General features: G+C 50.1%; 28 protein-coding genes and 1 tRNA gene. 22 read left to right on the top strand and 7 right to left on the bottom strand.

Features of this window, described 5'->3' with window-relative positions; all coding sequences use genetic code 11:
* Nucleotides 1-119 precede the first annotated feature (119 nt).
* The 4 genes from tca_RS03535 to tca_RS03520 all read left to right on the top strand — a co-directional run bounded on the left by tca_RS03535 (nucleotide 120) and on the right by tca_RS03520 (nucleotide 2,346).
* Nucleotides 120-1,049, top strand: a complete 930-nt coding sequence (locus tag tca_RS03535; protein ID WP_286709151.1) for a DUF2121 family protein — start codon at nucleotides 120-122, stop codon at nucleotides 1,047-1,049.
* Between the two features lie 62 nt (nucleotides 1,050-1,111).
* The gene (locus tag tca_RS03530) at nucleotides 1,112-1,876 is read left to right on the top strand and encodes an MBL fold metallo-hydrolase (protein WP_342769714.1); all 765 of its coding nucleotides are present in this window, start codon (nucleotides 1,112-1,114) and stop codon (nucleotides 1,874-1,876) included.
* Nucleotides 1,851-2,054 (top strand): hypothetical protein, encoded by a 204-nt coding sequence (locus tca_RS03525; RefSeq protein ID WP_286709150.1) that lies wholly within the window; start codon nucleotides 1,851-1,853, stop codon nucleotides 2,052-2,054. Before tca_RS03530 ends, tca_RS03525 begins: the two co-directional genes overlap by 26 nt.
* Nucleotides 2,055-2,273: 219 nt before the next feature.
* Nucleotides 2,274-2,346, top strand: a tRNA-Thr gene (locus tag tca_RS03520).
* On the opposite strand, the gene tca_RS03515 is transcribed toward tca_RS03520, so the two are convergent.
* Genes tca_RS03515 through tca_RS03505 form a run of 3 tightly spaced genes read right to left on the bottom strand, consistent with a single transcriptional unit; the run spans nucleotide 2,328 to nucleotide 5,355 of the window.
* Nucleotides 2,328-3,545, bottom strand: coding sequence for a threonine/serine exporter ThrE family protein (locus tca_RS03515; protein WP_084126167.1), 1,218 nt, complete (start codon nucleotides 3,543-3,545; stop codon nucleotides 2,328-2,330). The genes tca_RS03520 and tca_RS03515 overlap by 19 nt on opposite strands.
* 24 nt (nucleotides 3,546-3,569) lie before the next feature.
* Nucleotides 3,570-4,649: a chorismate synthase gene (gene aroC, locus tca_RS03510; RefSeq protein WP_048176569.1), complete on the bottom strand. Its 1,080-nt coding sequence runs from the start codon at nucleotides 4,647-4,649 to the stop codon at nucleotides 3,570-3,572.
* A 46-nt stretch (nucleotides 4,650-4,695) separates the two neighbouring features.
* Nucleotides 4,696-5,355, bottom strand: coding sequence for a TIGR00266 family protein (locus tca_RS03505; protein WP_048175473.1), 660 nt, complete (start codon nucleotides 5,353-5,355; stop codon nucleotides 4,696-4,698).
* 173 nt (nucleotides 5,356-5,528) lie between these two features.
* On the opposite strand from tca_RS03505, the gene tca_RS03500 reads away from it, so the two are divergent.
* The 5 genes from tca_RS03500 to tca_RS03480 all read left to right on the top strand — a co-directional run bounded on the left by tca_RS03500 (nucleotide 5,529) and on the right by tca_RS03480 (nucleotide 10,618).
* A complete protein-coding gene (locus tca_RS03500; protein ID WP_286709149.1) occupies nucleotides 5,529-6,212 on the top strand; it encodes an endonuclease III domain-containing protein in 684 nt (227 codons plus the stop codon).
* Nucleotides 6,205-7,026, top strand: coding sequence for a 4Fe-4S dicluster domain-containing protein (locus tca_RS03495; RefSeq protein WP_286709148.1), 822 nt, complete (start codon nucleotides 6,205-6,207; stop codon nucleotides 7,024-7,026). Before tca_RS03500 ends, tca_RS03495 begins: the two co-directional genes overlap by 8 nt.
* A gap of 135 nt (nucleotides 7,027-7,161) precedes the next feature.
* A complete protein-coding gene (hemB, locus tag tca_RS03490; protein ID WP_286709147.1) occupies nucleotides 7,162-8,130 on the top strand; it encodes a porphobilinogen synthase in 969 nt (322 codons plus the stop codon).
* Nucleotides 8,131-9,048: a triphosphoribosyl-dephospho-CoA synthase gene (locus tca_RS03485; RefSeq protein WP_286709146.1), complete on the top strand. Its 918-nt coding sequence runs from the start codon at nucleotides 8,131-8,133 to the stop codon at nucleotides 9,046-9,048.
* 34 nt (nucleotides 9,049-9,082) lie between these two features.
* Nucleotides 9,083-10,618 carry a phenylalanine--tRNA ligase subunit alpha gene (locus tca_RS03480; protein WP_010876381.1) on the top strand — a complete coding sequence of 512 codons (1,536 nt, stop codon included), beginning with the start codon at nucleotides 9,083-9,085 and terminating at the stop codon, nucleotides 10,616-10,618.
* Between the two features lie 39 nt (nucleotides 10,619-10,657).
* Here the strand turns inward: tca_RS03480 and tca_RS03475 are convergent, their stop codons facing one another.
* Nucleotides 10,658-11,137 carry a hypothetical protein gene (locus tag tca_RS03475; RefSeq protein WP_143485758.1) on the bottom strand — a complete coding sequence of 160 codons (480 nt, stop codon included), beginning with the start codon at nucleotides 11,135-11,137 and terminating at the stop codon, nucleotides 10,658-10,660.
* 40 nt (nucleotides 11,138-11,177) lie between these two features.
* Complete coding sequence (locus tca_RS03470; RefSeq protein ID WP_010876379.1) at nucleotides 11,178-11,582, bottom strand: HPP family protein; 405 nt, start codon at nucleotides 11,580-11,582, stop codon at nucleotides 11,178-11,180.
* 286 nt (nucleotides 11,583-11,868) lie between these two features.
* Between tca_RS03470 and nikR the strand changes: the two genes are divergently transcribed.
* The 9 genes from nikR (at nucleotide 11,869) to tca_RS03425 (ending at nucleotide 19,551) form a co-directional block, all read left to right on the top strand.
* The gene (gene nikR / locus tca_RS03465; protein WP_010876378.1) at nucleotides 11,869-12,291 is read left to right on the top strand and encodes a nickel-responsive transcriptional regulator NikR; all 423 of its coding nucleotides are present in this window, start codon (nucleotides 11,869-11,871) and stop codon (nucleotides 12,289-12,291) included.
* Nucleotides 12,292-12,315: 24 nt separating this feature from the next.
* The gene (locus tca_RS03460) at nucleotides 12,316-13,062 is read left to right on the top strand and encodes a methyltransferase domain-containing protein (RefSeq protein WP_010876377.1); all 747 of its coding nucleotides are present in this window, start codon (nucleotides 12,316-12,318) and stop codon (nucleotides 13,060-13,062) included.
* Between the two features lie 33 nt (nucleotides 13,063-13,095).
* A complete protein-coding gene (hycI, locus tag tca_RS03455; protein ID WP_238374240.1) occupies nucleotides 13,096-13,587 on the top strand; it encodes a hydrogenase maturation peptidase HycI in 492 nt (163 codons plus the stop codon).
* 142 nt (nucleotides 13,588-13,729) lie between these two features.
* Nucleotides 13,730-14,830, top strand: coding sequence for an acetyl-CoA carboxylase biotin carboxylase subunit family protein (locus tca_RS03450; RefSeq protein ID WP_269889803.1), 1,101 nt, complete (start codon nucleotides 13,730-13,732; stop codon nucleotides 14,828-14,830).
* Nucleotides 14,827-15,882 carry a glycosyltransferase family 4 protein gene (locus tag tca_RS03445; RefSeq protein ID WP_010876374.1) on the top strand — a complete coding sequence of 352 codons (1,056 nt, stop codon included), beginning with the start codon at nucleotides 14,827-14,829 and terminating at the stop codon, nucleotides 15,880-15,882. Before tca_RS03450 ends, tca_RS03445 begins: the two co-directional genes overlap by 4 nt.
* A 12-nt stretch (nucleotides 15,883-15,894) precedes the next feature.
* A complete protein-coding gene (locus tag tca_RS03440) occupies nucleotides 15,895-17,304 on the top strand; it encodes a Mur ligase family protein (protein ID WP_286709145.1) in 1,410 nt (469 codons plus the stop codon).
* 193 nt (nucleotides 17,305-17,497) lie between these two features.
* On the top strand, nucleotides 17,498-17,941 hold the full coding sequence (locus tag tca_RS03435) for a hypothetical protein (protein WP_286709144.1): 444 nt from the start codon (nucleotides 17,498-17,500) through the stop codon (nucleotides 17,939-17,941).
* Nucleotides 17,941-19,197, top strand: coding sequence for a hypothetical protein (locus tca_RS03430; RefSeq protein WP_286709143.1), 1,257 nt, complete (start codon nucleotides 17,941-17,943; stop codon nucleotides 19,195-19,197). Before tca_RS03435 ends, tca_RS03430 begins: the two co-directional genes overlap by 1 nt.
* A 3-nt stretch (nucleotides 19,198-19,200) precedes the next feature.
* Nucleotides 19,201-19,551 (top strand): DUF356 domain-containing protein, encoded by a 351-nt coding sequence (locus tca_RS03425; protein ID WP_048175464.1) that lies wholly within the window; start codon nucleotides 19,201-19,203, stop codon nucleotides 19,549-19,551.
* A 125-nt stretch (nucleotides 19,552-19,676) separates the two neighbouring features.
* On the opposite strand, the gene tca_RS03420 is transcribed toward tca_RS03425, so the two are convergent.
* Nucleotides 19,677-20,144, bottom strand: a complete 468-nt coding sequence (locus tag tca_RS03420) for a multiprotein bridging factor aMBF1 (RefSeq protein ID WP_048175463.1) — start codon at nucleotides 20,142-20,144, stop codon at nucleotides 19,677-19,679.
* Nucleotides 20,145-20,250: 106 nt separating this feature from the next.
* On the opposite strand from tca_RS03420, the gene tca_RS03415 reads away from it, so the two are divergent.
* On the top strand, nucleotides 20,251-21,483 hold the full coding sequence (locus tag tca_RS03415) for a proteasome-activating nucleotidase (protein WP_048175462.1): 1,233 nt from the start codon (nucleotides 20,251-20,253) through the stop codon (nucleotides 21,481-21,483).
* Between the two features lie 219 nt (nucleotides 21,484-21,702).
* On the opposite strand, the gene tca_RS03410 is transcribed toward tca_RS03415, so the two are convergent.
* Nucleotides 21,703-22,422 (bottom strand): UPF0280 family protein, encoded by a 720-nt coding sequence (locus tca_RS03410; protein WP_048175461.1) that lies wholly within the window; start codon nucleotides 22,420-22,422, stop codon nucleotides 21,703-21,705.
* 145 nt (nucleotides 22,423-22,567) lie between these two features.
* On the opposite strand from tca_RS03410, the gene tca_RS03405 reads away from it, so the two are divergent.
* The 3 genes from tca_RS03405 to tca_RS03395 are packed head-to-tail and all read left to right on the top strand — an operon-like array spanning nucleotide 22,568 to nucleotide 25,462.
* Entirely contained in the window at nucleotides 22,568-23,341 is a 774-nt protein-coding gene (locus tca_RS03405) for a PH domain-containing protein (protein WP_048175460.1), read from the top strand.
* Complete coding sequence (locus tca_RS03400; protein WP_286709142.1) at nucleotides 23,334-24,461, top strand: geranylgeranyl reductase family protein; 1,128 nt, start codon at nucleotides 23,334-23,336, stop codon at nucleotides 24,459-24,461. Before tca_RS03405 ends, tca_RS03400 begins: the two co-directional genes overlap by 8 nt.
* Nucleotides 24,458-25,462, top strand: coding sequence for a TIGR01177 family methyltransferase (locus tag tca_RS03395; RefSeq protein ID WP_231855357.1), 1,005 nt, complete (start codon nucleotides 24,458-24,460; stop codon nucleotides 25,460-25,462). Before tca_RS03400 ends, tca_RS03395 begins: the two co-directional genes overlap by 4 nt.
* Nucleotides 25,463-25,581: the final 119 nt, after the last annotated feature.

Raw genomic sequence — 25,581 nt, 5'->3', positions numbered from 1 at the left:
TTCATCTAATGATACCGTTTGACAGTTTTTCATTAAGGGGTCCATGTAGGGGACGCGATCATATCCTTTAATTAACTGTCCCATCAAATTCATGTGTATAGATGATCGGGTGATCCACAATGAGTCTCATCATAACCTACATAAGTAGCAAGGGATGCGTCATAGCTGGAGATAAACGGAGAATAGCCTACTTTGGTGATAAATCAAGTAGAGAGGTACTTGAGGAGGAGCTGTACACAGGCAAGATAAAAAGTGATGAGGAACTCCAGAGGAGGGCGTCGGAGCTTGGCGTAAATATAAAGGTCACAGATGACACATGCAAGGTCAGAAGCCTTGGCGACGTTGTTGTGGGTGAAATAAGCCAGAAAACACCCTTTGAGACAAGAAGAAGAAGGATATATGCAACAACAGGGGCCTATCAGATAATTGAACTCACAGGTTCAAAGATAACCAGCATGGAAAAGGGTGATACTGCAATAATAGTCTTCGGGAATAAGATAGCCAAGGAGATCACAAACAGGTTCCTTAAAAAGAGGTGGAAGACAAAGACAAGCCTCAAGGATGTTGCTGACCTCTTTAGGGAACTCATGGACCATGTATCCTCACAGACACCATCTGTTGGTAGCGAATATGATCTGTTCATAAAGAGCCCCTCACTGGATAAGAAGAGCGCCCACAAGCTTCTGAGTGATACCATCGTGAGGGATGTCCGCCTCCTCCAGAAATGGAGGGCCAAACTCAAACAGGAGATGCTAGACCGGCGGGAGGAGATAAAACTGGCCTCAAGGATCCTCACAGAGGGTGAGGTCGGCAGGGTTATGAGACAGGATGGGAGACACGTGGAGGTTAAACTTGCCGGTGACGTTGAGGCCTATGACACCCGCTGGAAGAAGGTTGCAGGTCCAGGGGACATGGTACTCATGAGGATATCAGATGGCGGCACCCTTTCACCCGGCGAGAAAATAGCTGTAAGGGATGAGAACCTCTGCGTGGAGGGGAGAGATATAAAGGTCGACTGTGACGTCATAATCTGTCGCAGGGAGGAATAAATTTTTATTGGCGGCGGAGAAAGATAGGATGGGTGATTGAATGAGGTTAACGTTTCTAGGGAGTGGTGGCGGACGATTTCGCCACCATAACACAGAAAAGGATGACCGGCGGGCTGAGGATTGATGGAATCGCCGGCATGAACATCCACATCGACCCGGGTCCAGGGGCGCTTGTGAGGTCCTATCAGTTTGACTCTGACCCCAGGAAGCTGGATGCTGTGATGGTCTCCCACTCACACACTGACCACTACACTGATGCAGAGGTACTCATAGAGGCAATGACCAGGGGCATGACGCGCCAGAGGGGCACCATCCTGGGAAGTTTAAGTGTAATGGAGGGTTACAGGGACTGGGGGCCATGCATATCAGAGTACCACATGAGAAGATCACGATGCATAACACTATCAGCCGGTGAGACAGTGGATATAGGGGATCTTGAGGTTACAGGTACAGGCACCGTCCATGGGGACCCGACAGGTGTGGGGTTCAGGTTAAGGGCTGATGATCTTTCAGTGTCCTATACCTCGGATACAGAGTACTTCGATGGACTTGCAGATTACCACCGGGGGGCGGATGTCCTCATATCAAGCGTCATAAGACCCGGGGATGAGCATATAAGGGGCCACATGTGTACGGATGATTTCATAAAACTTGTGGAGGATGTGAAACCGGGTATTGCAGTGATGACCCACCTTGGAATGAAGATGATACTCAACGACCCTGAGATGGAGGCATTCAGGGTCCAGGAGGCAACGGGTATCAGGACACTGGCAGCGAGGGATGGCATGAAACTTGACCTGGATGGAGACAGCCCGACCATTTCCTGAAGGCTCTCTTCATCCACACACAGGTTCCTTCAAAAAACCTTCAGGTTTTGAATTATACAAAAAACTCATATATACTACGGATCTGCAAAGTATTTACCTGATGGAAAGAGTGGAAAGCCAGGACAGAAATTTAAAGGGACTCCTCAAAAACAGACCAGAACTTAGAAAAAAGCCATGAAAACGTTAACGATGATGATTACCTGGTCAGAGATGAACATCCTCCGAAATTCCCATTTAGGATAGGGTTCGATCATGATAGGGCTTCATAACACATATAAACCTTAGAACAGGGACCAGATGGGAGTTTTCAAACATCAAGGCAGGGTTCAGGATCATACATGCGGACCATTAATTATTTAAGGCTTCAGTTTCAATAAGTCATAAAAAATTACTTCAGGCCTCGGTAGCTTAGGTGGGAGAGCGCGGGATTCGTAATCCCGAGGTCGCGGGTTCAATCCCCGCCCGGGGCTCTTATTTTATCACTGAATGGTTCCGTGAGCAGTGCGCCAACAAGCAGTCCAAGGGCTATTGCAACCACAGTCATTGCGAAGAGTGTTATCTCAGCCACGGATGTCAGATAGTTCCTCCCCAGGAGATTTGCGAGTCCTATGAAACCCAGGGACCCGGGAGCAAGGAACCAGAAGGCCGGGTAGAGGGTGACGAAGTGCGGAGTCTTACCTGCAAGCTCAATGCCCCTGGCAACCAGTGTCATTGACAGGGCCCCCAGAAATGCCCCGAGGAGTCCTCCTCCAGCTACATTTCCCAGCTGCTGTCCCATGAGTGCACTGTAGAGCACAAGAAGTATCCATGGAAAATCACTCCGGTAGACAGAGAGGAAGAGATATATACCAACGGCAAATATGAATGCCCCCAGATACGGGCTGTAGCTCATGGCTGATATTTTTATGGCTGCAAATTCCTCCTGCGGAAACCTGTTAAGCTGCATACCCATCAGGACACCAAACAGGAGGAGGAGAAGAACCATGCAGCCGTATATCACCCTGCTTGACCCTGAAACCAGTTCACCACTTGCAAGTTCATAGATTCCTGTGGTTAGGGTTACACCGGGGATAAAGTATATCAGCGGCGGTACAAGGAGTGTGAGGTTCCCGCTCACGGCACCCGTATTGATCAGGAAGAAGGCAACACCAGAAACCGTGAAGGATGCCAGTACAGGCATGATGAGGGAGAGCCTCCTGTTACCGTAACCCACCACTATCAGGGAGCCTGCTATAAGGCTGAGAAATGATGAATAAACTACAAGATCAGGGTCTGGCTGTATAAGCAGTGCTATACCTATTGAGAGAATAAGATAACCCAGAAGGATCCCGTAGCGGCCGAACCTGTGGGATCCCCTCAATATCCCCCTGAGCTCACCCAGGGCCTCACCCACCTCCATCCTCAGGGATGTCACATCATCGGTGAGTCTGTATATTTCTGTGACCTGGTGAAGGGGCATCATCCCGGGGGACTGGGCTGCAAGGCCCATCCTTGAAACCTCTCCCTCCGCCTTTATTATGATCATGGTTGGGAGGACCGAGACCTCAACCTCCACGCCCTGGGACTCGGCGACACTCCGCAGGATCCTCTCGGTATCTGTAACAGAATTCCCTGAGGCTATGAGGGCGCGGCTCAGCTCCTCAAGGAATTCGAGCAGCTCTGCTGTCATCTCTCTGGTCAGATAGGGATTCTTTCATTCTTTTCCAATGTATGTGGGGTGGATGAAGCCGGCCCTTATCATATGGTCGGCAAGGACGATTGCAACCGCAGCCTCTGCAACAGGCACAACCCTGGGGCAGATGCAGGGATCATGTCTTCCACGGACCTCAATGGTTGTTTCCTCCATCCTTTCAAGGTCAACTGTCTTCTGGGGGACTGATATGGATGGTGTGGGCTTTACTGCTATCCTTGCAGTTATTGGCATGCCGCTTGATATCCCTCCAAGTATGCCTCCAGAGGTGTTTGTTGTTGTCCTCACCTTACCATCATCATCCAGGTAGAACTCATCGTTTATCTCACTTGCACGGTGTTCTGCAACCTCGAATCCCATCCCGATCTCAACACCCTTCACAGACCCGATACCCATTAGGGCCCTGGCCATATCTGCATCGAGTTTACTGAATACCGGATCACCAAGTCCCGGGGGCGCACCAAGGACAACAACCTCAACAACCCCACCAACGGAGTCTCCCCTGCTGCGGGCATCGAGTATAACCTCCTCCATCTGTCTGGCCGCCCTGGGATCTGCACAGCGAACAGGATTGCTCTCAGCATACTCGCCTATCCTTTTAAGGCTTACAGTGTCTGCCTTAACATCACCCACCTGCACAACGTGGCCTGTTACAGTCAAACCATAATTACCGATGAGTTTCTTTGCAACGGCCCCACCGATTACGTGCCCAATGGTAACCCTTCCACTTCCACGGCCACCGCCACGGTAGTCGTAGTTCCTGAACCTCGCCCTCCAGGTGTAGTCACCGTGCCCCGGCCTTGGTGTATTCTTAATGTTACTGTAACTTTTTGAGTCGGCGTCCAGGTTTCTGACGATTCCAGCTATTGGAGTGCCATCTGTTCTTTCCCTGAATATACCTGAGAGTATCTCGACCCTGTCGGATTCAGCCCGTGGAGTGGTCAGGGCGCTGGTTCCAGGCCTCCTCCTGTTAAGTTCCTGCTGTATGTCATCCTCACTCAGTTCGAGACCTGCGGGGCAGCCGTCGATAACGGCACCCACTGCAGGACCATGGCTGGATCCGAAGGTCGTTACTCTGAACATTTCACCGGTACTGTTCCCGGCCACCGAATCACCACACAGTATCAATCTAACTCCTTGAGGGGAGCATGGGTGTTAACCATCCAACGAAGCTATCAATGCTCCGGCTCTGCATGTATACGGTTCCTGTACCTTCAAATTCTGCAACCAGGCCTTCGCCACTCAGAAAAGTACTTTTAAGTCCACCAACCTTTCTCACACTGAAATCAAGACCCTCTGTGAAGGCTACAATGTGGCCTGTGTCCACTATGAACCTCTCATTTACAAGTTCCCTGCTGTAAATTGCCCCGAAACTTGAAAGGAACACCGGTCCTGAGGATTGGATTTTAAGAAGGAATAATCCCTCCCTTGCAAAGAAGGTCTTGAAACCTCCCAGTTTTGTGTCTATCTCCACATCCTCTGGTCCGGCCATGAATGCGCCACTCTGGGCATAGATGGCCTCCGTGGTCTCAAGGACCTCAACATCACCCGGATAGGCCGGTGCGAGCTGCACATCCCCCCTACCCTGTGCCCTGAAGGTGTTAAGGAAAAGGCTTTCCCCTCCAATGGATCTCTTAAAAGCCCCAAGAAGACCCCCTGTCTCCGTCTGAAGTTCTATGTTTGAGCTCATGCTCACCATTGCACCTGTCTCAGCCTTTATTGCTTCACCGCTTTCAAGCTCGATGTGAGCCATACTAAAACTTGGTCTGTGTAAAATTTCATATCTCATGGATTTACTGTGTAACTTTTAATTAATATATCATCGGGTATTGCTGGTTTACTGATTGTGCTGCTTTTTATGTTCTGTGATCATGAGGATGGGGGTTGATGTGGATTCCTTACAATCAGGGTTTTCACGCAGGACCTAAATGTTTAACCGTGGTGTTTATTTACCTATTAAACATGAAAATGCTCAGGCATATCTACCGTTTCCTCATGGAACTCTATGGGCCCCAGGGATGGTGGCCACTCCTTGATAGGGATACAATGACACTCAGGTACCACCCCGGCGATTACACCCCACCATCAGATGATGGGGAGGTCTTTGAGGTCATCACAGGTTCCATACTCACACAGAACACGTCCTGGGACTCTGCTGCATCTGCACTCAGAAACCTTGCGGCAATGGACGCCCTTAAACCCCAGAGGATACTCTCCCTGGACGACGCTGAACTTGAGGCGGCCATAAGGTGTGCTGGTTTCTACAGACAGAAGGCATCATACCTCCGCGAAATGGCAGGGTTCTTCATATCCCTTGAGGGCTCAACACCATCCCGGAAGGAGCTCCTGAAGGTAAGGGGTGTCGGTCCTGAAACCGCGGATTCAGTGCTGCTATATGCCTACAGAAAACCGGAGTTCGTGGTTGATGCATACACAAGGAGGATCCTGACCCATCTGGGACTCATAGCCGGTGATGAGAGCTACCACAGAATAAAGGAACTCTTCGAAAGGTCCATTGAACCCGATTTCAGGGTCTTCCAGGAGTACCATGCCCTTATAGTCAGGCATGGCAAGTCCTACTACAGGGGAAGGGTCCATGGGGAGGGCGATCCCCTCACAGAAAAACTGGGTGGTTCATGTGATTGACTTCACAGATATAAGTGTTGCGATAATAAGGAGGACATTCAGGTCCCGATTTAAACTTGCATCCCTCACAGAAAGGTCTGTGATATTCAGGAACCTCGTAAGGAGACTCTTTTTTGAGGGGGACGATATACAGGTCATACCAAGGAACTCATCCATCGAGATAAACCACCGTATCCAGGTGCCTGAGAATGTTGCCCTCCCCTTGGAGGTCCTGAGGAGGATGATACTCCGGTCCAGGTACATCTTCCGGATGGACTTCTGTATATGCCGGGTCTCATCGGGTTGCAGCAGCTACCCCCATGACCTTGGCTGCCTCTTCCTGGGCCCCGGAGCCCTGAGGATCTCAGAGAAGGTCGGAAGACTCATATCTGCTGAGGAGGCACTTGAACACATTGAAAGATGCCAGGAGGCAGGACTGGTCCATATAATAGGGAGGAACAGGATAGACTCTGTCTGGCTTAACTCCGGGCCCCATGATGAACTCCTCTCGGTCTGTAGTTGCTGTGAATGCTGCTGTCTCTGGAAGATGACGCCACTCCTCTCTGAGGACATAGCATCCTCCATAACACCAATGGAAGGCGTGGAACTGAAAAGGGAGGAGTCCAGCTGTATTCTATGCGGTCGCTGTGAGGAGGCCTGCTTCACTGGTGCCATAGGTGTGGGGAAGGAACTGGTGCATGACGCCAGAAAATGCCTCATATGCGGCAGGTGCGCTGAGAGGTGTCCTGAAGGCGCCATAAAGATAATTATGGACCCTGAGGCTGTTGATGAGGCCATAAAACGTGTTGAGGTCCTTGTGGATGTTGAGTCATGATCTCCATACATCAACCGCGGTGTTCATGAAGGGCCCGGAATTTATTTTCTGCGCGGGACATGGTTATGTTTTTTACCCTTGAGGATGTAATAAGAAATATCACAATGAATCCAACAGTTACCTGTGAGTGATAATATGGAGTTTCCCACAAAAAGGATGCGAAGGTTACGTAAGAGTCCACAGATAAGGAATATCCTTAGAGAAACACGGCTGCACCCATCGGATCTAATATACCCAATGTTTGTGAGTGAAAAACTTGGCAGGGGTGATGTGGAGGCCATAGATACAATGCCAGGCCAGTTCAGGTACTCTGTGGATGATGCGGTTTCCGAGGCATCCAGACTTGAGGATGAGGGACTATCATCCGTACTCATATTCGGAATGCCATCAGCCAAGGATGAGCTCGCCTCAGCAGCCCATGACCCCCACGGTGTTGTGCAGAGGACTGTGAGGAGGCTCAAGGAGGAAACAGACCTTGTGGTCATGACTGATGTCTGCCTATGCCAGTACACCAGCCATGGGCACTGCGGTATCGTCGTGGATGGCGAAATTGTCAACGATGAGACCCTGGAGGTCCTTTCAAGGATAGCACTATCCCATGCTGAGGCCGGGGCAGACGTGGTGGCCCCATCGGATATGATGGATGGTAGGGTGGCAGCCATAAGGAGGAGCCTTGATGATGCAGGCTTCCAGGACACCCTGATAATGTCCTACGCGGTTAAATATGCTTCAGCATTCTATGCACCATTCCGGGACGCCGTATCATCGGCCCCTGCCTTCGGTGACAGGAGATCCTATCAGATGGACCCTGCCAACATTGACGAGGCCCTCATTGAGGCTGAACTGGACCTCAGGGAGGGTGCTGATATACTCATGGTGAAACCGGCCCTGGCATACCTTGATGTTATAGGTAAGGTCAGGGAGAGGTTCAGTGTGCCACTTGCAGCATACAACGTCAGCGGCGAGTACTCAATGCTGAAGGCAGCCATAAAGAGTGGATACCTCACTGATGGGGCCATATATGAATCCATATTATCAATAAAACGTGCAGGTGCAGATCTTATAATATCGCACTTCGCACCTGATCTCCTGGGGGTGATCTAGATGGATCCCCTCCATGTTTCAAGGATAGCAGAGCTGGCCTCTGTCCTTGAGGTCAGCGGATACCCGAAACCAGGCAATGTCCACAGGACCCGTGACTTCGATGATATGGTCTACGAGGACTTCCTCGTGAGCGGGATAGTCACAGGTGATACCATGAGACTGGCCGCAGAGAGGGGGGAGAAACTGAGGGATACTCTTGACCTTTCGACCCTCGGGCTGGGAGAGCTCATACTCAGGGCGGTTGAGGACACCAGGAGGTGGGTTTCAACCAATACGAACCTTGGTATCATAATGCTGCTCACACCCCTCTCAGCAGCCGCAGGGATGGTTGACAGCGGGGATCTCCAGGGACTCAGGGAGCAGGTAAACCGTCTTATACTTCAGACAACATCAGAGGACGCTGTTAACCTCTACAGGGCCATTTCAACTGCGGAAGCCGGTGGAATGGGTGAACATGACACCCTCGACGTTAATGACCCTGCTTCACAGCAGAGGATAATCGATGAGAACATCACCCTCTTTGACACCCTCAAGATGTCAGCTGACTGGGACCTCATTGCAAGGGAGTTAACGTCCAGCATGCCTGTCACATTCAACGTCGGCTTCCCGGTATTTAAGGGAACCGTGGAGGAGCATGGCATGAACCGGGCCGTGGTCCAGACATTCCTGACCATACTTTCAAGATTCCCCGACACACTGATATCCAGGAAGTATGGCGAGGAGATCGCCGCGGAGGTTTCAGAGGAAGCCTCAGACATCGTTGATAGGGGAGGTGTGCTCACTGCAGCGGGTCTCAGGAGGGTTGAGAAATTTGACAGGAAGCTCTACCGGATGGGATGGAACCCCGGGACAACCGCGGATCTCACAGCTTCCTCTGTCATGGTTGGATTACTTGATTACTACTCAGAACTGGCTTGAAACGCTTATTTGAGTAAACTGGAGGAGAATTATTATGATGGATCTTGACAGGATCATTGACCAGCTTCACATTTACGAGAAGAAGGTTCTGAAAGCATTCGAAGGCTCAGATAAACCATTAAAGCCTGAAGAAATAGCAGAATCCCAGAAAATTGATATAAAATCCGTCATGAGTGCGTCAGGCGCACTTGAATCAAGGGGATTTGTGAGGGTTATGAAGGACGCGGATGAGGTTGTATCCCTCACAGAGGATGGAGAGTCCTGTGCCAGGGAGGGACTTCCTGAGCGCAGACTCATAGAGGCCCTTAAAGGTGAAGAAGAGCTTGAAATGTCAGAACTTTCCAGGAGAGCGGGTCTTGATAAGAAAGAGGCAGGTATTGGTATTGGCTGGCTCATGAGGAAGGGATGGGGGAGGATAAGCCAGGGGATGGTCTCAGCGGTGAGCGATGAAACACCTGAAAGGGGTGCGGATGAGAGGCTGCTGGAACTCTTACTTGAAAGGGGATCCGTGAGGATCAGAGAACTCCCTGATGAACTCAGGGGTGCACTGAAGGATCTGAAGGGACGGAAGGGAATAGTTGATATAAGGAAAATTAAGAGGCATACAATTGAACTCACCACAGAGGGCAGAAAACTCCTTGAAAGGGGAATCGAGATAGTTGAGGAGGCAACACAGGTCACCCATGAACACCTCAAGAGCGGGGCCTGGAGAAAACTCCACTACAGGGGATACAACATTGATGCAGAGTACCCTCTGGTCTACCCTGGAAAGATGCACCCTCTGAGGCGCATAATCGATGAGATAAGGTCAATATTCCTTAAACTTGGATTCACAGAATCAAGGGGCCCCATCGTCGAGTCTGCCTTCTGGAACTTTGACTGCCTCTTCCAGCCCCAGGACCACGCTGCAAGGGAGATGCAGGACACCTTCTATGTTAAAAACCCCGCCGTCACGGATCTCCCCTGTGAGGACCTTGTAAGGGCTGTGCAGGACGCACATGAAACCGGCGGTTCAACAGGATCAGAGGGCTGGCAGTACGAATGGGACAGGGATGTTGCAAGACAGAGCGTGCTCAGGACCCATACGACCTGCGTCTCTGCAAGGTTCCTCAGTGAGAACGAACCGCCCCTCAAGATGTTTTCTGTTGGACGTGTTTTCAGGAGGGAGACCATCACCTACAAGCACCTCCCTGAGTTTCATCAGGTTGAGGGGATCGTTGCAGGGGATGAGGTTAACTTCAGGAATCTTCTGGGTATACTGAGGGAGTTCTACAGGAAACTTGGATTTGAGGTCAGGTTCAGACCGGCCTACTTCCCATACACATACCTATCAACCGAATGTGAAATCTATCTCCCGGAGAAAAAAAGCTGGATAGAGCTTGGTGGGGCCGGGATGTTCAGGCCCGAGGTCCTGGAACCTCTGGGAGTTGAAACACCTGTAGCCGCCTTTGGTCTCGGTATAGAGAGGCTTGCCATGATAAGATTTGATATAAAGGATATAAGGATGCTCTACCAGAGCGACCTCGGATGGCTCAGAGGTCTCCCTGTAACCGGGGACCTGGAGCTTTAGTCCCTGTTTTTACCTGGCAGGGGACTTTAAATCCATGGATCAATTTTCAGTCTTCTCCATGATTGGACGGTAGTACTCACCATCCTCAAGGAGGACCCTTTCAATGAGCCCCCTGTTTTCAAGGGAGAGGATGATGTTGTACATCCTTCTGGTCCCAAGTTTAAGAGGACCGTAGAGGAGGTGGCCCTCAAGGAGGTAGCGTGGGATTGGAGCTCCACTCCCGATTTCCCTGAGGATCCTGAGGGCCTCCTCTTCGATCTGGTTGAGTTCGGCGACCCTGACATCTTCCTGGGTCTCCATCACCCTGACCTCTTCATCGAGGTTTTCGGCCACTATACGGCCATTTTCCCGTGAAATAAGTCCCTTATTCTCAAGAGCTGTGATGGTGTCATGGTATTCGTGTTCTGGCAGGTCAAGGTTCCTTTTGAGCATATCCTCAGATACGGGGGTGTTAAGGTCAAGCTGCATGTACCTGATTTCCCTGTAGACCATGTTTTCCTTTCTGGTTATAATCTTCAATGGGGACCTCCAGTTACTTGTGGTCACTCACTCCTGGACATCAGGAGGGAACCAGTATCTCAGCTGCAACCAGCCGGCATATGTCAGTTTTTGTTATGACTCCCACAGGTCTTTCATCATCCATTACAAGGAGTCCTGATATATCAGCCCTCAGCATGAGGTTGGCGGCGTCCTCTATGTTGTCATCTGCGGAGATGGTTATCACCTCATCCACCATGATGTCCCTCACCTTAAGGTCCCTCTCAGGGTGTTCACTGTCGGGTTTTATGGTTCCAAGAACTCCTATTAGGTCAGTGTAGGATACCACACCCACAGGTTTACCATCATCTTCGAGTACGAACAGTCTCCTGACTCCATGTTTGTACATCTTCTCGAAGGCCTCGAGGGGCCTTGTCTCGGGGCTCACAGTTATTATCTCAGGGTTCATGGCTTCTTTAACCTTCATTGAAATCCCTCAAAGTCATACTTCTAATTAATATATCACTGTATCTTTTTATGCTTTGTTATCCTGAGGGCATTGTTATGCAATTATGCCGGTGCCGACATCACTGTATCTTTTATCCTCGGGGACAGCCATGGTGTCTGCGATGCATTTAAATAGTCGTGTTAATTATTCATGTAATAACCTGTTGTTTTCTGCAGACAATACTGCAAGCTAAAAAAAGGTTTAAATATGACTTTAGAATAATAATATAATAAATTCATATCAAACCACTTGTGGGGTAATAGTTATGATGAGAATAAGCATGTCTCTGCCAAAAAAGCTCTTGAATGAATTTGATGAAGTTCTAAGGGATCGTGGCTACCAGTCAAGATCAAAGGGCATAAGAGACGCCCTTAAGGACTACATTGTAAGGTACCAGTGGATGAATGAAATGGAAGGTGAGCGAATCGGTATTATTGCTGTGATCTATGACCACCACTACACAGGGGTCATGGAGGACCTTGCAGACATACAGCACGACTACCGTGAATACATCAACGCTGTTATGCACGTACACATGACCGAAAGACACTGCCTTGAGGTCATAGTGGTTAAGGGAGATGTTGCAAAGATAAGGGAACTCACCGAGAAGATGATGAGGCTCAAGGGCGTTGAACACGTGAGGCTCACCAGCACATCAACCGAACAGAAAATAGAACATGAGCACTGATCCAGCAAAGCCTTCAGTACCTAAATGAGATTCAGGGTCACACCGTATCACGGAAACCTTCTGGGGGATCATGAACGCCTCGCAGCCTTCCGCGAGGCCATATCATCCAGGGCCAGGGGCCTCACCTATGACCTCGGGGCAGGCAGCGGGATCCTCTCATTCTTTGCTTCAGAGTATGCTGATCGTGTCATTGCAATTGAAAGGGACCCAAAGATAGCTGCATGTGCAGGGGAGAACCTATCAGGTCTGGATAACGTCAGTGTTGTCAACGAGGACGCCCTGCACTATGAATTCAGTGCGGCTGACACGATCATATGTGAGATGCTTGACACAGCACTCATAGATGAGGAGCAGGTCCCGGTTCTAAGGAGGGCCCTAAAGTTCCTGAGGAATGATGGGACTGTAATACCACAGGCAGTCTTCAATGCAGCAGAACCCGTCACCGTGAACTTTGAAAACATCATGTATGATGAAAATCTTTCACAACCATCATCAGGTCCAATGAGGGTTTATGACCGGGTCGAGTTCAGGGGGAACCTCCCTGAGATTTTCAGGGGTTCATTGAAGCTGCAGGCATCGAGTCCCTTCAACGCTATCAGAATAATATCCTTTACCCTGACGGCTCCTGGAATCATATGCGGTCCCACACCCATGATGAACCCCCCGCTCATCATACCCCTCGAGGAGACCGGAGATAAAGGTGAGGTCGAGATAAAACTTTCATACAGGATGGGTGGCGGCCTTGATTCAGTTGAAGCATCCATCATATGATTTATCTGATTATTTCTGGTGGTTTCTATCACGTTGAAGCGGCTTCTGAGTGATTTTCTCACTGACTGCAGAAGGCTCCTCGTCCTCACAGTCGGGAATGAATTGAGGTCCGATGATGGCCTTGGCCCATACCTGGCGTCCCTCATCCAGGAGGCAATGGAGGAGAGGGGCCATCTCGTTATCAATGCGGGCACGGTGCCTGAAAACTTCACAGGAAAAATACGCTCCGAAAGACCGAGCCACATACTGATTGTGGACGCTGTTGAGATGAGAGAGGAGCCGGGAACCGTAAGGCTCATTGAGAGGGATAGTATATCAGAGTACAGCATATCCACCCATGCCATGCCCCTATCCTTCCTTGTGAGGTACCTTGAGGATCAGGGTGCTTACAGGATTGCCCTCATGGGTGTACAGCCAGAAAACCTTGAATTTGGGACTGGACTCTCACCCGCGGTTGAAGACGCTGTACATGACCTCGCAGGGATGATAATCTCTGCCCTTGATGACTTTGGAAGCTGCGGATGATTTTTAGGGTTGAATTCAATCAGCCCTGTATTTTGAGGGTATTGAGAATTCTGGATGAATTTTACCTGAACCGGTCAAGATTAAGTTTTTATAAGATCCCACCAAAGAGTAAACCAGTCCTTGATTTTTTTGAGTGATCATCATGAGGATTCTGTTCATAGGTTCAAGACTCTTCAATGACGTTGCAGAGTACGCCTCAGCGATGGGTGTGACCACCATTCTCTCCGAGTCAAATCCAGACGCCCCAAACCTTGAACTCGCCGATTCATACCACATAGTGCCCAGGGGCATGGAGGGCCCTCTGGAAATAGCCCTCAGGGAGGACGTTGATGCGGTGGTACCCCTGATAGGTGTCGACGGACCCCTCAGGGATGTGGCCTGGCTCAAGGAGAAACTTGAGGCTGACTACGGAGTGCCGGTGGTTGCATCAGGGCCGGAGGCTGCTGAGATATCCACAGATAAATTTAAAACCAAGGAGTTCTTCTCCAGAAACAGGATAAGAACGCCGGAATACGATTTAATCGATTCACCGGAGGATGTAACTGAAATGCCGGTGGTTCTCAAGCAGAGGGAGGGACAGGGCGGTTCAGGCGTGATGGTCGCAGCCACCCCTTCTGATGTCAGGGAATATCTCCACGCCCATGACCATGCCCTCATGGAGGAATACATACAGGGCCGTGAAATATCCGTTGAGGTACTCCGATGGAATGATGAAACCCTCCCCCTGGTGGCCGTTGATAAGGGAGACACAAGGATGGACGGACTGCACCCCCTGAGGAAGGTGAAGAGGGCCCCCGCTATTATCAGGGGATTCGATGGAATGGAGGCCCTTGCAATGGCTTCAGAAGTCACAGAACTCCTTGGTGCGGAGGGTAACACCGATGTTGACATGATAGTCTCGGAGGATGGAAAACTCTATGCCATAGAGGTCAATACACGCCCAAGCGGGACCAGGTACATCTCAGAGGCGGCAACAGAGATAAATCCCATGCACTGCCTTGTGGACATGGCAGCAGGAAACTGGAAACCTGGTGAAATCAGGAGGAAGAACCATTATGCTGTTGAGATACCCATAGGTAACCCCGGGGACCTGGAGTCCTTCATGCCAGATGGGACAAGATGGGTGCTTCACGGCCCGAGGAACCATATGAGGGTAACTGTGGGGGCCAATGATCCTGAACTGCTTGAACTGGTCATTAAAAAACTTGGTGATCTTGATGTACACAGAAGGCAGGTGATATGATGGAGTTTTTGATGGTTTTCATTATAAGCACTGTTTCAGCTGCAGTATTCACGCTCTTTATAAGGAACATTCTGAGGAGTGCGGATATCGGTGATAAACCAATAGTCACTGAGCACAGCCACAAGGCAGGAACACCTACAATGGGGGGGCTTGGGATGCTACTGGCTCTCCTCCTTGTAACGGTACTCTATCGAAACAACCCCTACCTCGTCCTGACATCACTCATAGTCCTCACAGCAGCAATTGTAGGCCTTCTGGATGACCTTCTGGGCCTCAAGGTGAAGGAGGTCCAGAGGATAATAAGGAACGTATCTGAAGGGCCCCTGGAGGTTGGCCAGCTTGTACTGAAGCCCGGAGAGGAGGCAAGGGCGGCAACAGACAAGGCAAAGAGGGATGTTGAGGCTCTGCTCTCTGAGGGACTTGTTGAGGTGGTTGGTGAGGCTCCAATAAAGAATGAGGTGAGTGAGGGTGAGAAGATACTGGCCCAGCTACTGATAGGTGTCTTCCTTGTACTCTCAGGAGCTGTTGGTAAGCTCGGAGGGTTCTACCTGGGTCTTGCAGCCGCACCCATCGCCATAGCAGGTATGGTGGGGGCCATAAACGCAGTTAACCTCATAGATGGAATGGATGGGATGGCAGCCGGGATAATGCTCATAGCATCCTTATCCTGCGCAATTTTCCTTGGCCTATCGGGTCAGGCCCTGCCCTTCCTGGCACTGGCCGGGATGTGTGCCGGGTTCCTCGTATTCAACAGACACCCCGCGAGCATATTCATGGGTGATACCGGTTCATTTGCCCTGGGGGCAGGCTATGCAACTGCAGTGATGCTCACAGACACGGTTTACTTCGGTGTCCTTGCAATAGCAGTGCCTGTGGTCTCGGTTATCGTGAGCCTCCTCCACCGTGCAGGGGTTATAAGACTCCCGGTTGAACCGCTGCACCACACACTCCACTACCGTGGGATGTCCGAGAGGAGGATAGTGCTCCTCTACTGGCTCATAACACTGATTGTCTGTGCACTGGGACTCTACATGACAGGGAGTATCCTCTGATGGGTGAAGGTCATGTATCTCCATGAAATCGCAGATAAGATTTCAGGAAGACTCAAAGGTCCAGATAGAGCATTTCGGGGGATATTCACGACCCTTGGAGCTGCTGAAGCAGGTGACATTGTTATAAGACACTGGATCGATGAGAAGGGCATTGAAATCGCCTCAGAAAGGGGTGTATCCGCCATCATAACCCAGGATCTCCGGGGAAAGTCTTCCAGGCTAGCCGAAGAGCACGGGCTCCCGGTTATCCTCGTTGACAGGATTGAGAATGCAAATGCCCTTGCACTCTCCTGGACAATAGAGCGATTCGCCCCCTCCTCCAGAAGGGTTGTGGTCACGGGTACCAATGGGAAGTCCACCACAACCCACATGATCCATCATATAATAGAGACCACCGGTGCTTCATCCTACACAAACACAGATTCAAGGTCAGAGTTCAACACCCTCATAGACCCTGTGGTATCACAGCAGATAGCCGAGGCCTCATCTGATGGGGCACCTGAATTCATGGTTATAGAGGTCTCAGAGGTGCAGGGGTGGCTTGGAAGGGTCATGAGGGACCACGCCCGCATGATGACCGCGGCCATAGGCCCAGAGGTGGTCGTCATAACAAACGTTGCAATGGACCATATAGGGCTCGTTGAATCTGTGGAAGATGTTTTCAGGGAGGTAGCAGGGGCCCTGCGGGCCATTGAATCTGGGGTGGCTGTACTCAATGCCGACGATGAACGTGTGAGGGCAATGGCCCATGTGAACCCGGGTCTCAGGGTGGTCTTCTATGGCTTGGACTCCCCTGTGAGGTATGATGGGGAGGGCATCCACATTGGAGGGGACCTCATAATCCCTGCAGATGAACTCCCCTTCAGGAGTGAGCACTTCATACAGAACACCCTGGCTGCCGCTGCAGCATGTCTGGAACTGGGCTTCTCCCCTGAGGACATAAGGATGGGTGTTAAAACATACAAGCCCCTCAAGAGGAGGTTTTCGGTCCTCATGGCTGAGCCCCTTGTCATAGACGACTTCGCCCACAACCCTTCAGGTATCAGGTCCACCGTGAGGAGCGCTGCAGCGAACCTCAGGGGGAGGTTGTGGGTGGTGAATGCCATCAGGGGCTCCCGTGGAGAGGATATAAATGTGATGAACGCAGCCGCCATTGCCGATTCCCTCAGGGGCCTCAATGCAGAACTCATAGTAACCTCAAGCAGTGACGTTGTTGATGAACAGAACAGGGTACTTGAAAATGAAAGAAGAGCATTCCTGGGGGTCCTTGATGAGAGGGGTGTATCCTACATCCACGTGGAGAAACTCAGGGACACCCTGAGGATGGTGCTGGATGCTGCCGAACCCCACGACACCATCCTCCTCCTCGGAGCCCAGGGAATGGACCCGGCTGCAGGGATACTGGATGAAATCAGGATGTGACTGATGTATCGCAGCGTATCACGGTTTCTGGTCTCAGCCGTGCAGGGGGTCCATCTCTGCGGTGGATTCAGAGGGTCCGGTTTCAGCTCTGCATTGGATGGGTGTTCATTTCTGTGGTCAATCTTTATAAAGATGTAGTCAGAGAACTAAATATTCAGTAACTGTGATGAAACGCAGTTAAAGGTGAACTGTTATGCTCATAAAGATCAGAAGGGATACTCTCGTGATACTCCTGCTGGCATTCATCTTGATCCTCTCAGGTCGTGCTATGACCTATCTTGCCTACGCATCATCAATGGAGGATACAGGTGGAGTTCCAATAGCAGGTGTCATAGTTAAGGGTAACGATATAGTTCCACTGTCCTCCATAAAGACAAACGTATATGCGGCAGGTTTCCGGCCCGGAAGCTACATAAAGGGGGACGTGCTTGTAACCTCCAAGAGAAAGGTTCCCCTTTCAGAGGCGATGGAGAATGCCGAGAAGTTTGTTAAGATGACAACAATTCCCGGCACCCGTGTAACGCCCATAGCAGCCGCTGATGTGAAGGTGGACACCAGAACAGGCATAGTCACTGTTAATGTTATCGAGGACTTCGCCACGGTTAAAGTTACCAACAGAACAGGGGGAGTGGGCTGATGAACAGGCTCGGTAGACTGGTAGTCCTTATATTCATCTTCAACCTGCTTATAGGTCCTGTATCCGCCACAATGAACGTTATTGTAATCACTGACCCCACAGGAGCGGATCCTAATGGTGCTGCAGCCGGGAGTATGTCCTTCGCCCAGAACATGTTCCAGTCAACCTTCCTCATGTCCAAGGAGAAGAGGTTCGCTGTCCTCTCAGGGGGTGAGGGTGCATCAACACCGAGGCTCATGGCAATAATGGACGTTATTAACCGCCTGGAGAATGGTGCAACAGCGGCTGAGGCGGCATCAGCAGCCAACAGTTACCCGGGAATCAGGGTCATGTGCGGAGGTCCTGGCATAGGTGCAGCCGTGGGTGGTTCATTCGATGCCTACGTGGTTATCGTGGAGGATGACGGTACCATAACAGTTACACCCTACTCTGGAGGTCTTGCGGTTCTTCCTCCAGGTAAGAGGGGAGCCATAATACACCTGAGGAACACACATGGAAACCCCAAGTATGGTACAGCAACCCGTGTACGTCAGGAGACAGCCATCAACATAGGTAAGATGATAAGGGACGGCTACTCTGCCACTTACATCGTGGGAAAGGTCTTTGAGGAGGTTTCAAAGGACGCCGGTGAAAAGTATGGTGGTGGTGCAGTTAACCTTGCCTCGGGGGTATCCACAGGGGACATGTTCACACCCGAGAACCTCAATGAGACCGGTTACCCCATGGATGAACCCTACGTCAAGGTATGCGATGAGTGTGGCTGGAGCATAGGGTACCCTGCTGCAGAGAACTACCAGACCTGTCCGGTGGATGGCAGCAAGTTAAAGGTTATCTATGCATACGAGGCTCTCAAGGACGCCATAACCGTGACCAACGGCTCTGTATCTGTTTCTGTCTACGGAACAGAGGAGGCCGGTGTTGTTCAGACAACCCAGGAGATTGTGAGGGCGTCGGTGAAGAAGAACGGTTACAGTGCAGAGGCAATAGCCAGATCCATAAACAGGGCCATAAAGAACGGGTTCCTTGTGGGAGTCAACTATGTGGAGCCAAAGGACATAAATGTGAAGCCAAGTTCAAGGGCTGTGGGTGTCTACTACACACCCCTACCGGATGATAGGACAGCCCCTCCGATGGAACTGCCCGTTAGTTCAGGGCTCCTTGAGATACTCGGTAACATCCAGACGGCACTGGGATTCATCATGGTGCTCCTCGTCCTCTTCAGGAGCAGCCTTATAAGTTCATTCAGAAGGGGTTAAAACGTGTCTCTAATAATTCTGAGGGCAGATAGCAGGAAAAAGATTCTGAACGCCATAGCGGACCTTGAAAGGCATGCTGGCCTTAAGGTCCGTGGAAAACCCAGGATTCTGAGGAATGATATTGCAGACAGGATGGCATCATCCATACTCGGGGAACTCCGCATGAAGTCCTCTGTGGCGGCAGCCGTTGAGGTGGAAGATGATGACACCAGAAGCATAATGGCCATCAGAAGGATACACCCCCCAGCACATGTGATGGTGGTTAGCAGTGAATACGATGAATACAATGACCTCAGGGAGATGTTCGGCGGTCTGAGGGTCCTCAGGGGCTACTACTCCCATAAGGGTAGTTGAAGAGAAAATTCAGATGAAATCGGATTCTAAAAATAATTTTTAGAAATGGACTTCAATTCATTTTTATTCCTGCAATATCCGCCGTGGGTGTCTAAAATAATTTTTAGAAATAATTTTTTGGGACTTTAACCCCTCTTTATTCTTGCAATGTCACCTATCGTGGCTCCACGGAACCCGCCACCCTCTGATTTCTCCAGATCATCGGCCTCAAATTTTTCAAGGAGTTTTATTTTGAGGAGCCTTTCAAGCTTCCTTGCGAGCTTAATATCGGGTTCCATCCTCTCGGTTTCAATCCTGTTTATGACGGATACCTTCTCGTTGATCCTCTCAGCGAGATCCTCCCTTGACCAGTCCCTCTTCTCCCTTTCACTTCTTATGATCCTTCCGTAGTCCTCAACGACCTCGTACACGGTATCCATAGGTCTCCTGGACCTTTTCTGGGGCTTCCTGAAACTTTTTTTACGGGGTGTTGTGGGTTCTCTGATGATTTTACCGAACTTTGAGCATTCCCTGCATACTTCCATGACTGAACTGTCGATTTTTGTCTTTAAAGGTTTTCCAACAATCTTTTTACCGCAAATCTCGCATCTCATGAAGATCCCTTTTTATTTTATACTAGATTTATCCCACCCCAATATTTAAATATTACTAGAAACAAGATAGTATACAACAAAATTTAAATAGGAGTGTTCTAAAATCATGGAAAATAACTCCCAGAATGTATTAAAAAAGATTGAGGACCTCAAAAAAGAAGTTAGAATGCTTAAAGAGGAAAACTCCAAGACAAAAAGAAATCTGATGTGGAAAATCAGAAAACTTGAGAAGGACAAACTTTTAATTGAAAATGAGAAGACAAGGCTTGACAGGGAAGTTAAATCCCTTCGTGGTGAAATCGAAAGGTTCAGAACCCCTCCACTGGTCATAGCCACAGTAACAGAGGTTCTTGATGATCACAGGGTCGCAGTTAAGAGTACAACCGGACCCCACTTCGTAATAAATTATTCAAGATTCATAGATAGAAAGCAGCTGGAGCCCGGTGCAAGGGTTGCACTGAACCAGCAGACCTTCAGCATAGTGGATGTACTTCCATCTGAGAAGGACCCCGTTGTGACGGGTATGGAAGTCGAGGAAAAACCAGATGTCTCCTATGAGCAGATAGGTGGCCTTGAGGAACAGGTACGCGAGGTCAAGGAGACAGTTGAATTACCGCTCAAAAAACCGGAACTGTTTGAAAAGATAGGTATAGAGCCACCCAAGGGCGTACTCCTCTATGGACCACCTGGTACAGGTAAAACCCTCCTGGCAAAGGCCGTCGCCCATGAGACCAATGCAACATTCATAAAGATAGTTGCATCCGAGTTCGTCAGGAAATACATAGGTGAGGGCGCAAGGCTCGTGAGGGGAGTCTTTGAGCTGGCCAAGGAGAAATCCCCAAGCATAATATTCATAGACGAAATTGACGCCGTGGCAGCCAAGAGGCTTAAGAGTTCAACAAGCGGTGACAGGGAGGTTCAGAGGACACTCATGCAGCTCCTTGCAGAGCTTGATGGATTCGAATCAAGGGGTAACGTCGGTATAGTTGCAGCAACCAACAGACCGGACATACTTGACCCGGCACTCCTCCGTCCAGGAAGATTTGACAGGTTCATTGAGGTACCTCTACCAAATGAGGATGGTAGAAGGGAGATACTCAAGATACACACCTCAGGAATGGCCCTTGCAGAGGAGGTCGATATTGAACTCCTTGCAAGGATAACCGATGGGGCATCAGGCGCAGACCTAAAGGCAATATGTACCGAGGCAGGTATGTTTGCAATCAGGGAGGAGCGTGATGAGGTCACAATGGCTGACTTCATGGATGCCGTTGATAAGATAATGGGTGTTGAGAAGGAGGAGGAATACAAACAGGAAACCGGCGTGATGTTCGGTTAATACTTATTATGGCCTGTGATGAACCCTATGAGCTCTGAGAAGTGATGACTGATGGGCGATCTGAGGCTGTAATCCTATAACCCCACTTCTTTTTTAAAGTGTTTTAACTTATCACATTAAATTCTGTTCTTAGAATCAAGTGCTCTTCTAATTTGAGTTAGAGAATTACTTATTCAGTTATTTGTGTCGGAATTGTATCTGCTATGGTTTCAGTTATTCCTATACCTCATCCCAGAGGTCACCAAGAACAGCCTTTCTATCAGTCATTACAAGTCGAGGTATTCTGCCGACGGTACCTGCATGTTCACCCACCACAACCATAACACCCCGGAAATGCTCCCTGAAGTCATCAGCCCTTTCAAGGGCATTCTCAACGGCTGATATATCATCAGGGCCATCCGCACTGTTTGCTATTGAGGTCGCAAGGGCGTCTGCTGTGCTGGCCTCAGATGCGAAAACTGTCACAGAATCTGCCCTCCCGAAGCTTATGGAGTGCCCCACAGTCCCCGAGGATGTGCAGATACCCCTGGGACCGCCTGGCTTCAGAAGGAAGCCCACAGTCCCTGAGAGTGATGAAGATCCAGCATAGAGACCCACAGTGATTTTGCGGTTGTTAACAAGGGCGATGTCACCGCCGTTGTCGATTATGCTGCACCGGGAACCCTTACCCATGAGGTGCATGAGTGAGAGCTGGGATATTGTCCCTGCAACCGCTGCCATGGGTCCAACCTCAGCCTTCCGTGAGGCCCGGGACATCATCCTGACGATGAGAGGGCCCTCAGACACCACAACAGGTTCAAGGGATGTTAAAAACTCGGGATTTCTCCGGATATAATCCATGAGCTTCATCCTCTCTCCCAGAACGAATCCAGAGAGTCCATGGTTCCTTATTTCTGTCCTGAGATTTATGCGGGTCTCACCGATAACTATCCTTTCCATGGTTCCACACCAGCTATCTAACATACATTAAATGAGACATCAGAGGGAATCCATCTCCAACCATTACATATAAAAACATATACAACAAATTAATCCTCATTGTAGTTAACTTCTTTTAACAACTATATGTCAGTTCTGTGATAACATGTTTGGCAGGGACAGGTTACATCCAGGTGAGAGAATTTTATATGAGACAAGGCCGCGGTTCATCCTCAACTCAAAATCAACCATAATAAAGGCCCTGTCAGCCGTGATAATACTATACCTCTTCCAGGGGATAGTTGAGGGAGCCGGAGCACTTGACAATGTCCTGATTGCAAATTATGGTGTCACAGTAGCTGAGAAGGTCGCATGGCTTCTTACGGGTATAATAATCATAATCCTCCTCTCCATCCTCTGGGATGTGATCTCCTGGAGGAACAGGCGCTACATAATCACCGACCAGAGGGTCATGGTTGAGGAGGGGGTCCTCTGGAAGAGGAGGTACTACATAAACCACAGGAAGATAGTGGACGTATCCTTCTCACAGAGCATAACAGAGAGGCTCCTTGACTCTGCGGATCTGGAGATCCATGGGGGCCACGAGGGCACCAACATAATACTCAGGGATGCACCATCCCCCTCAAAGATCGAGTACCATATCAGCAGGTTCACAGAGAGGGGATATGATGATGCAGAGGAGATCCTCAGGGAACTATCATCCAGTAGAAGGAGAGAGCCAGGATTTGCAGACCCGGAATTCTGGGAGACCCCTGAGGATGAGAAGGAATCTGACGGTAAGTTTGCGGTGGATAGGCGCGGTGATGAATCCATGGGATCTGACGGTAAGTTTGCGGTGGATAGGCGCGGTGATGAATCCATAATGGAGAGACACTCAAGGAAATTTAAGAGATACAGAAGGGAGGGCAGGGATGACTGATTACGATGTTCTCATAATGGGGGCCGGGCCTGCCGGTTCAACCCTTGCAAGGCTCACAGCCAGTAAAGGATTCAGGGTTGGCCTCTTTGAGAGGAAGAAGATAATCGGTCTGCCACTTCAGTGTGCAGGACTCGTATCACACAGAATAATGGAGGTTAACGTGCTCCCTGATGAATTTATACTGAACAGTGTGAGGGGTGCTGTTCTCCATTCACCATCAGGCATAAAACTCAGGGTTTCTAAGGACAGACCAGAGGCCCATGTAATTGACAGAACAGCCTATGACCAGCACCTGGCAGAACTCGCGAGGGAAGCAGGCGCAGAGTTGACGAAGGGAACTGCGGTGAGGGATTTCAATGAGAAAACAGGTCATGTCAGGGTAAATGGCGATGAACTCAGTGCGGATGTTCTTGTGGATGCAAGGGGGCAGTCCGCCGCACCCAGCAGGTACCATGCGAGACAGTACCTTGTGAGGTTCAGGGACAGTGAGATGGACACTGACTTCGTGGACCTCAAGGTTGACTCCCGCCTCTCTCCAGGCTTTATGTGGAGGATACCTATAGATGAACAGACGGCGAGGGTGGGTGTCTTCGGACCCCAGCAGAACCTGAAGGAATTCCTTAAAGGCTTCCTCTCAGACCTCAGCAGCGACTTTGAGATCCTTGAGTCCCACCATGGGTTCATCCCCAGACCAGACCTGGATTTGAGACTCGTAAGGGGGAGATGCATTCTTCTTGGAGATGCTGCCGGGCAGGTTAAACCCACAACTGGTGGGGGCATAGTCCTGGCTTCCCGTGCTGCAGGGGTGGCGGCAGAGGTCATCCAGGGGGTCCTTGAGGGAGATGCAGACCTCAAAGAATATGAGGATGCCTGCAGGAAGATCCACATGTCAGAGATGAAGAACCAGATGAGGGTTCAGAGGACCTTCAGACTACTCTCAGACAAGGACCTTGACCACATATTCCTTAAGATGAAGGAGTACGGTGCAGAGGATATAATATCAGAATACGGGGACATGGACAGACAGACACCCCTCATCAGGGAGTTCCTGAAGAGGGGAATCCTGTTCAGGATAATACCATCCATCCTCACGTCTAAGGTGGCAGGAATATGGAAATGATGGTGTTACTCTCACAGGAGCACCCTGAACTCCCATCGGCGGAACTAAGGTCCGTTTTGAGGTCGGAGGGGATAGATTTCAGTGTTATCGAATCCGGAAGTGGATATGAGGTCATAGATGCTCCCAGGAGTACATGGAAGATCCTTAAAAAAAGGTTAGCCTATGCCCATGAGATCTCTGAGGTCATAGGATATGCGGCTGCTGATGATCTGGATGATGCTGCAGCGGAAATTGACTGGAGCAAATACGTCAGGGAAAGCTTCGCGGTGAGGATAAAAAAACTGTGTGGCGATGTGGATTCCAGGACACTCGAGAGGACCATCGGAGCGATCATAAAGGAGGATACGGGACTGAAGGTTGACCTTGAGAAGCCCTGGACCCTGATAAGACCGGTACTCATTGATGACAGGTTCATCCTTACAAGGAGGCTCGCAGTCATCAGCAAGGAACACTTCAACCAGGCCAGACCCCACAAGAGACCATTCTTCTACCCTGGTTCAATGAGCCCCAAACTCGCAAGGTGCATGGTCAACCTCTCAGGGGTGAAGGCAGGTGACAGGCTCCTTGACCCCTTCTGCGGTACAGGCGGGATACTCATAGAGGCGGGCCTCATGGGTGTGAGGGTTGTGGGGGCCGATATAGACTGGAGGATGGTTGAGGGCACCCGTGAAAACCTTCAGCATTACGGGATAACCGACTTCGAGGTTATAAGGTCTGATGCAAGGGATCTGAGGCTCGACGAGAAGGTCGACGCCATAGTGACCGATCCTCCCTACGGCATATCAGCTTCAACTGCAGGTGAGAAGAGTGAGAAGCTTTACAGGGAATTCCTGGACTCTGCACACTCAAACCTTGCAGAGGGGGGCATGATCTGCATGGCAGCACCCCACTACCTCGACCTGGAGAGCCTCATTGATGAAAGATTCAGCATCAGGGAGAGGTACTCAATGAGGATGCACAGGAGCCTCACAAGGGTTATAAGGGTCATTGAGAGGGTTTAGTACGTCAGGTGGAGCTTGTATCTGACACCGGTACCCACAGACGATGAAATCGCCAGTATCCACTGCACATAAATGGGCACTTAACCATATATACCATTTAAAACCAAACTCTACATAAC

This window comes from Methanothermobacter sp. EMTCatA1 (genome assembly GCF_002356395.1).
Taxonomy (GTDB): domain Archaea; phylum Methanobacteriota; class Methanobacteria; order Methanobacteriales; family Methanothermobacteraceae; genus Methanothermobacter; species Methanothermobacter thermautotrophicus.
Note: the sequence above shows the minus strand (reverse complement) of the source record. Positions and strands in the feature narration are given on the sequence as shown.

Excerpts from the sequence above, each read along its gene's own strand:
- tca_RS03395 (WP_231855357.1), top strand. The coding sequence starts at position 24,458 with ATGATGGTGTTACTCTCACAGGAGCACCCTGAACTCCCATCGGCGGAA.
- aroC (WP_048176569.1), bottom strand. The coding sequence starts at position 4,649 with ATGTTCAGAGTAACGACCTTCGGATCCAGCCATGGTCCTGCAGTGGGT.
- tca_RS03460 (WP_010876377.1), top strand. The coding sequence starts at position 12,316 with ATGAGATTCAGGGTCACACCGTATCACGGAAACCTTCTGGGGGATCAT.
- tca_RS03405 (WP_048175460.1), top strand. The coding sequence starts at position 22,568 with ATGTTTGGCAGGGACAGGTTACATCCAGGTGAGAGAATTTTATATGAG.
- tca_RS03485 (WP_286709146.1), top strand. The coding sequence starts at position 8,131 with ATGGATCCCCTCCATGTTTCAAGGATAGCAGAGCTGGCCTCTGTCCTT.
- tca_RS03505 (WP_048175473.1), bottom strand. The coding sequence starts at position 5,355 with ATGAGATATGAAATTTTACACAGACCAAGTTTTAGTATGGCTCACATC.
- nikR (WP_010876378.1), top strand. The coding sequence starts at position 11,869 with ATGATGAGAATAAGCATGTCTCTGCCAAAAAAGCTCTTGAATGAATTT.
- tca_RS03535 (WP_286709151.1), top strand. The coding sequence starts at position 120 with ATGAGTCTCATCATAACCTACATAAGTAGCAAGGGATGCGTCATAGCT.
- tca_RS03450 (WP_269889803.1), top strand. The coding sequence starts at position 13,730 with ATGAGGATTCTGTTCATAGGTTCAAGACTCTTCAATGACGTTGCAGAG.
- tca_RS03400 (WP_286709142.1), top strand. The coding sequence starts at position 23,334 with ATGACTGATTACGATGTTCTCATAATGGGGGCCGGGCCTGCCGGTTCA.
- tca_RS03435 (WP_286709144.1), top strand. The coding sequence starts at position 17,498 with ATGCTCATAAAGATCAGAAGGGATACTCTCGTGATACTCCTGCTGGCA.
- tca_RS03525 (WP_286709150.1), top strand. The coding sequence starts at position 1,851 with ATGGAGACAGCCCGACCATTTCCTGAAGGCTCTCTTCATCCACACACA.
- tca_RS03515 (WP_084126167.1), bottom strand. The coding sequence starts at position 3,545 with ATGACAGCAGAGCTGCTCGAATTCCTTGAGGAGCTGAGCCGCGCCCTC.
- tca_RS03440 (WP_286709145.1), top strand. The coding sequence starts at position 15,895 with ATGTATCTCCATGAAATCGCAGATAAGATTTCAGGAAGACTCAAAGGT.
- tca_RS03410 (WP_048175461.1), bottom strand. The coding sequence starts at position 22,422 with ATGGAAAGGATAGTTATCGGTGAGACCCGCATAAATCTCAGGACAGAA.
- tca_RS03470 (WP_010876379.1), bottom strand. The coding sequence starts at position 11,582 with ATGAAGGTTAAAGAAGCCATGAACCCTGAGATAATAACTGTGAGCCCC.
- tca_RS03480 (WP_010876381.1), top strand. The coding sequence starts at position 9,083 with ATGATGGATCTTGACAGGATCATTGACCAGCTTCACATTTACGAGAAG.
- tca_RS03420 (WP_048175463.1), bottom strand. The coding sequence starts at position 20,144 with ATGAGATGCGAGATTTGCGGTAAAAAGATTGTTGGAAAACCTTTAAAG.
- hemB (WP_286709147.1), top strand. The coding sequence starts at position 7,162 with ATGGAGTTTCCCACAAAAAGGATGCGAAGGTTACGTAAGAGTCCACAG.
- tca_RS03415 (WP_048175462.1), top strand. The coding sequence starts at position 20,251 with ATGGAAAATAACTCCCAGAATGTATTAAAAAAGATTGAGGACCTCAAA.
- tca_RS03500 (WP_286709149.1), top strand. The coding sequence starts at position 5,529 with ATGAAAATGCTCAGGCATATCTACCGTTTCCTCATGGAACTCTATGGG.
- tca_RS03445 (WP_010876374.1), top strand. The coding sequence starts at position 14,827 with ATGATGGAGTTTTTGATGGTTTTCATTATAAGCACTGTTTCAGCTGCA.
- tca_RS03430 (WP_286709143.1), top strand. The coding sequence starts at position 17,941 with ATGAACAGGCTCGGTAGACTGGTAGTCCTTATATTCATCTTCAACCTG.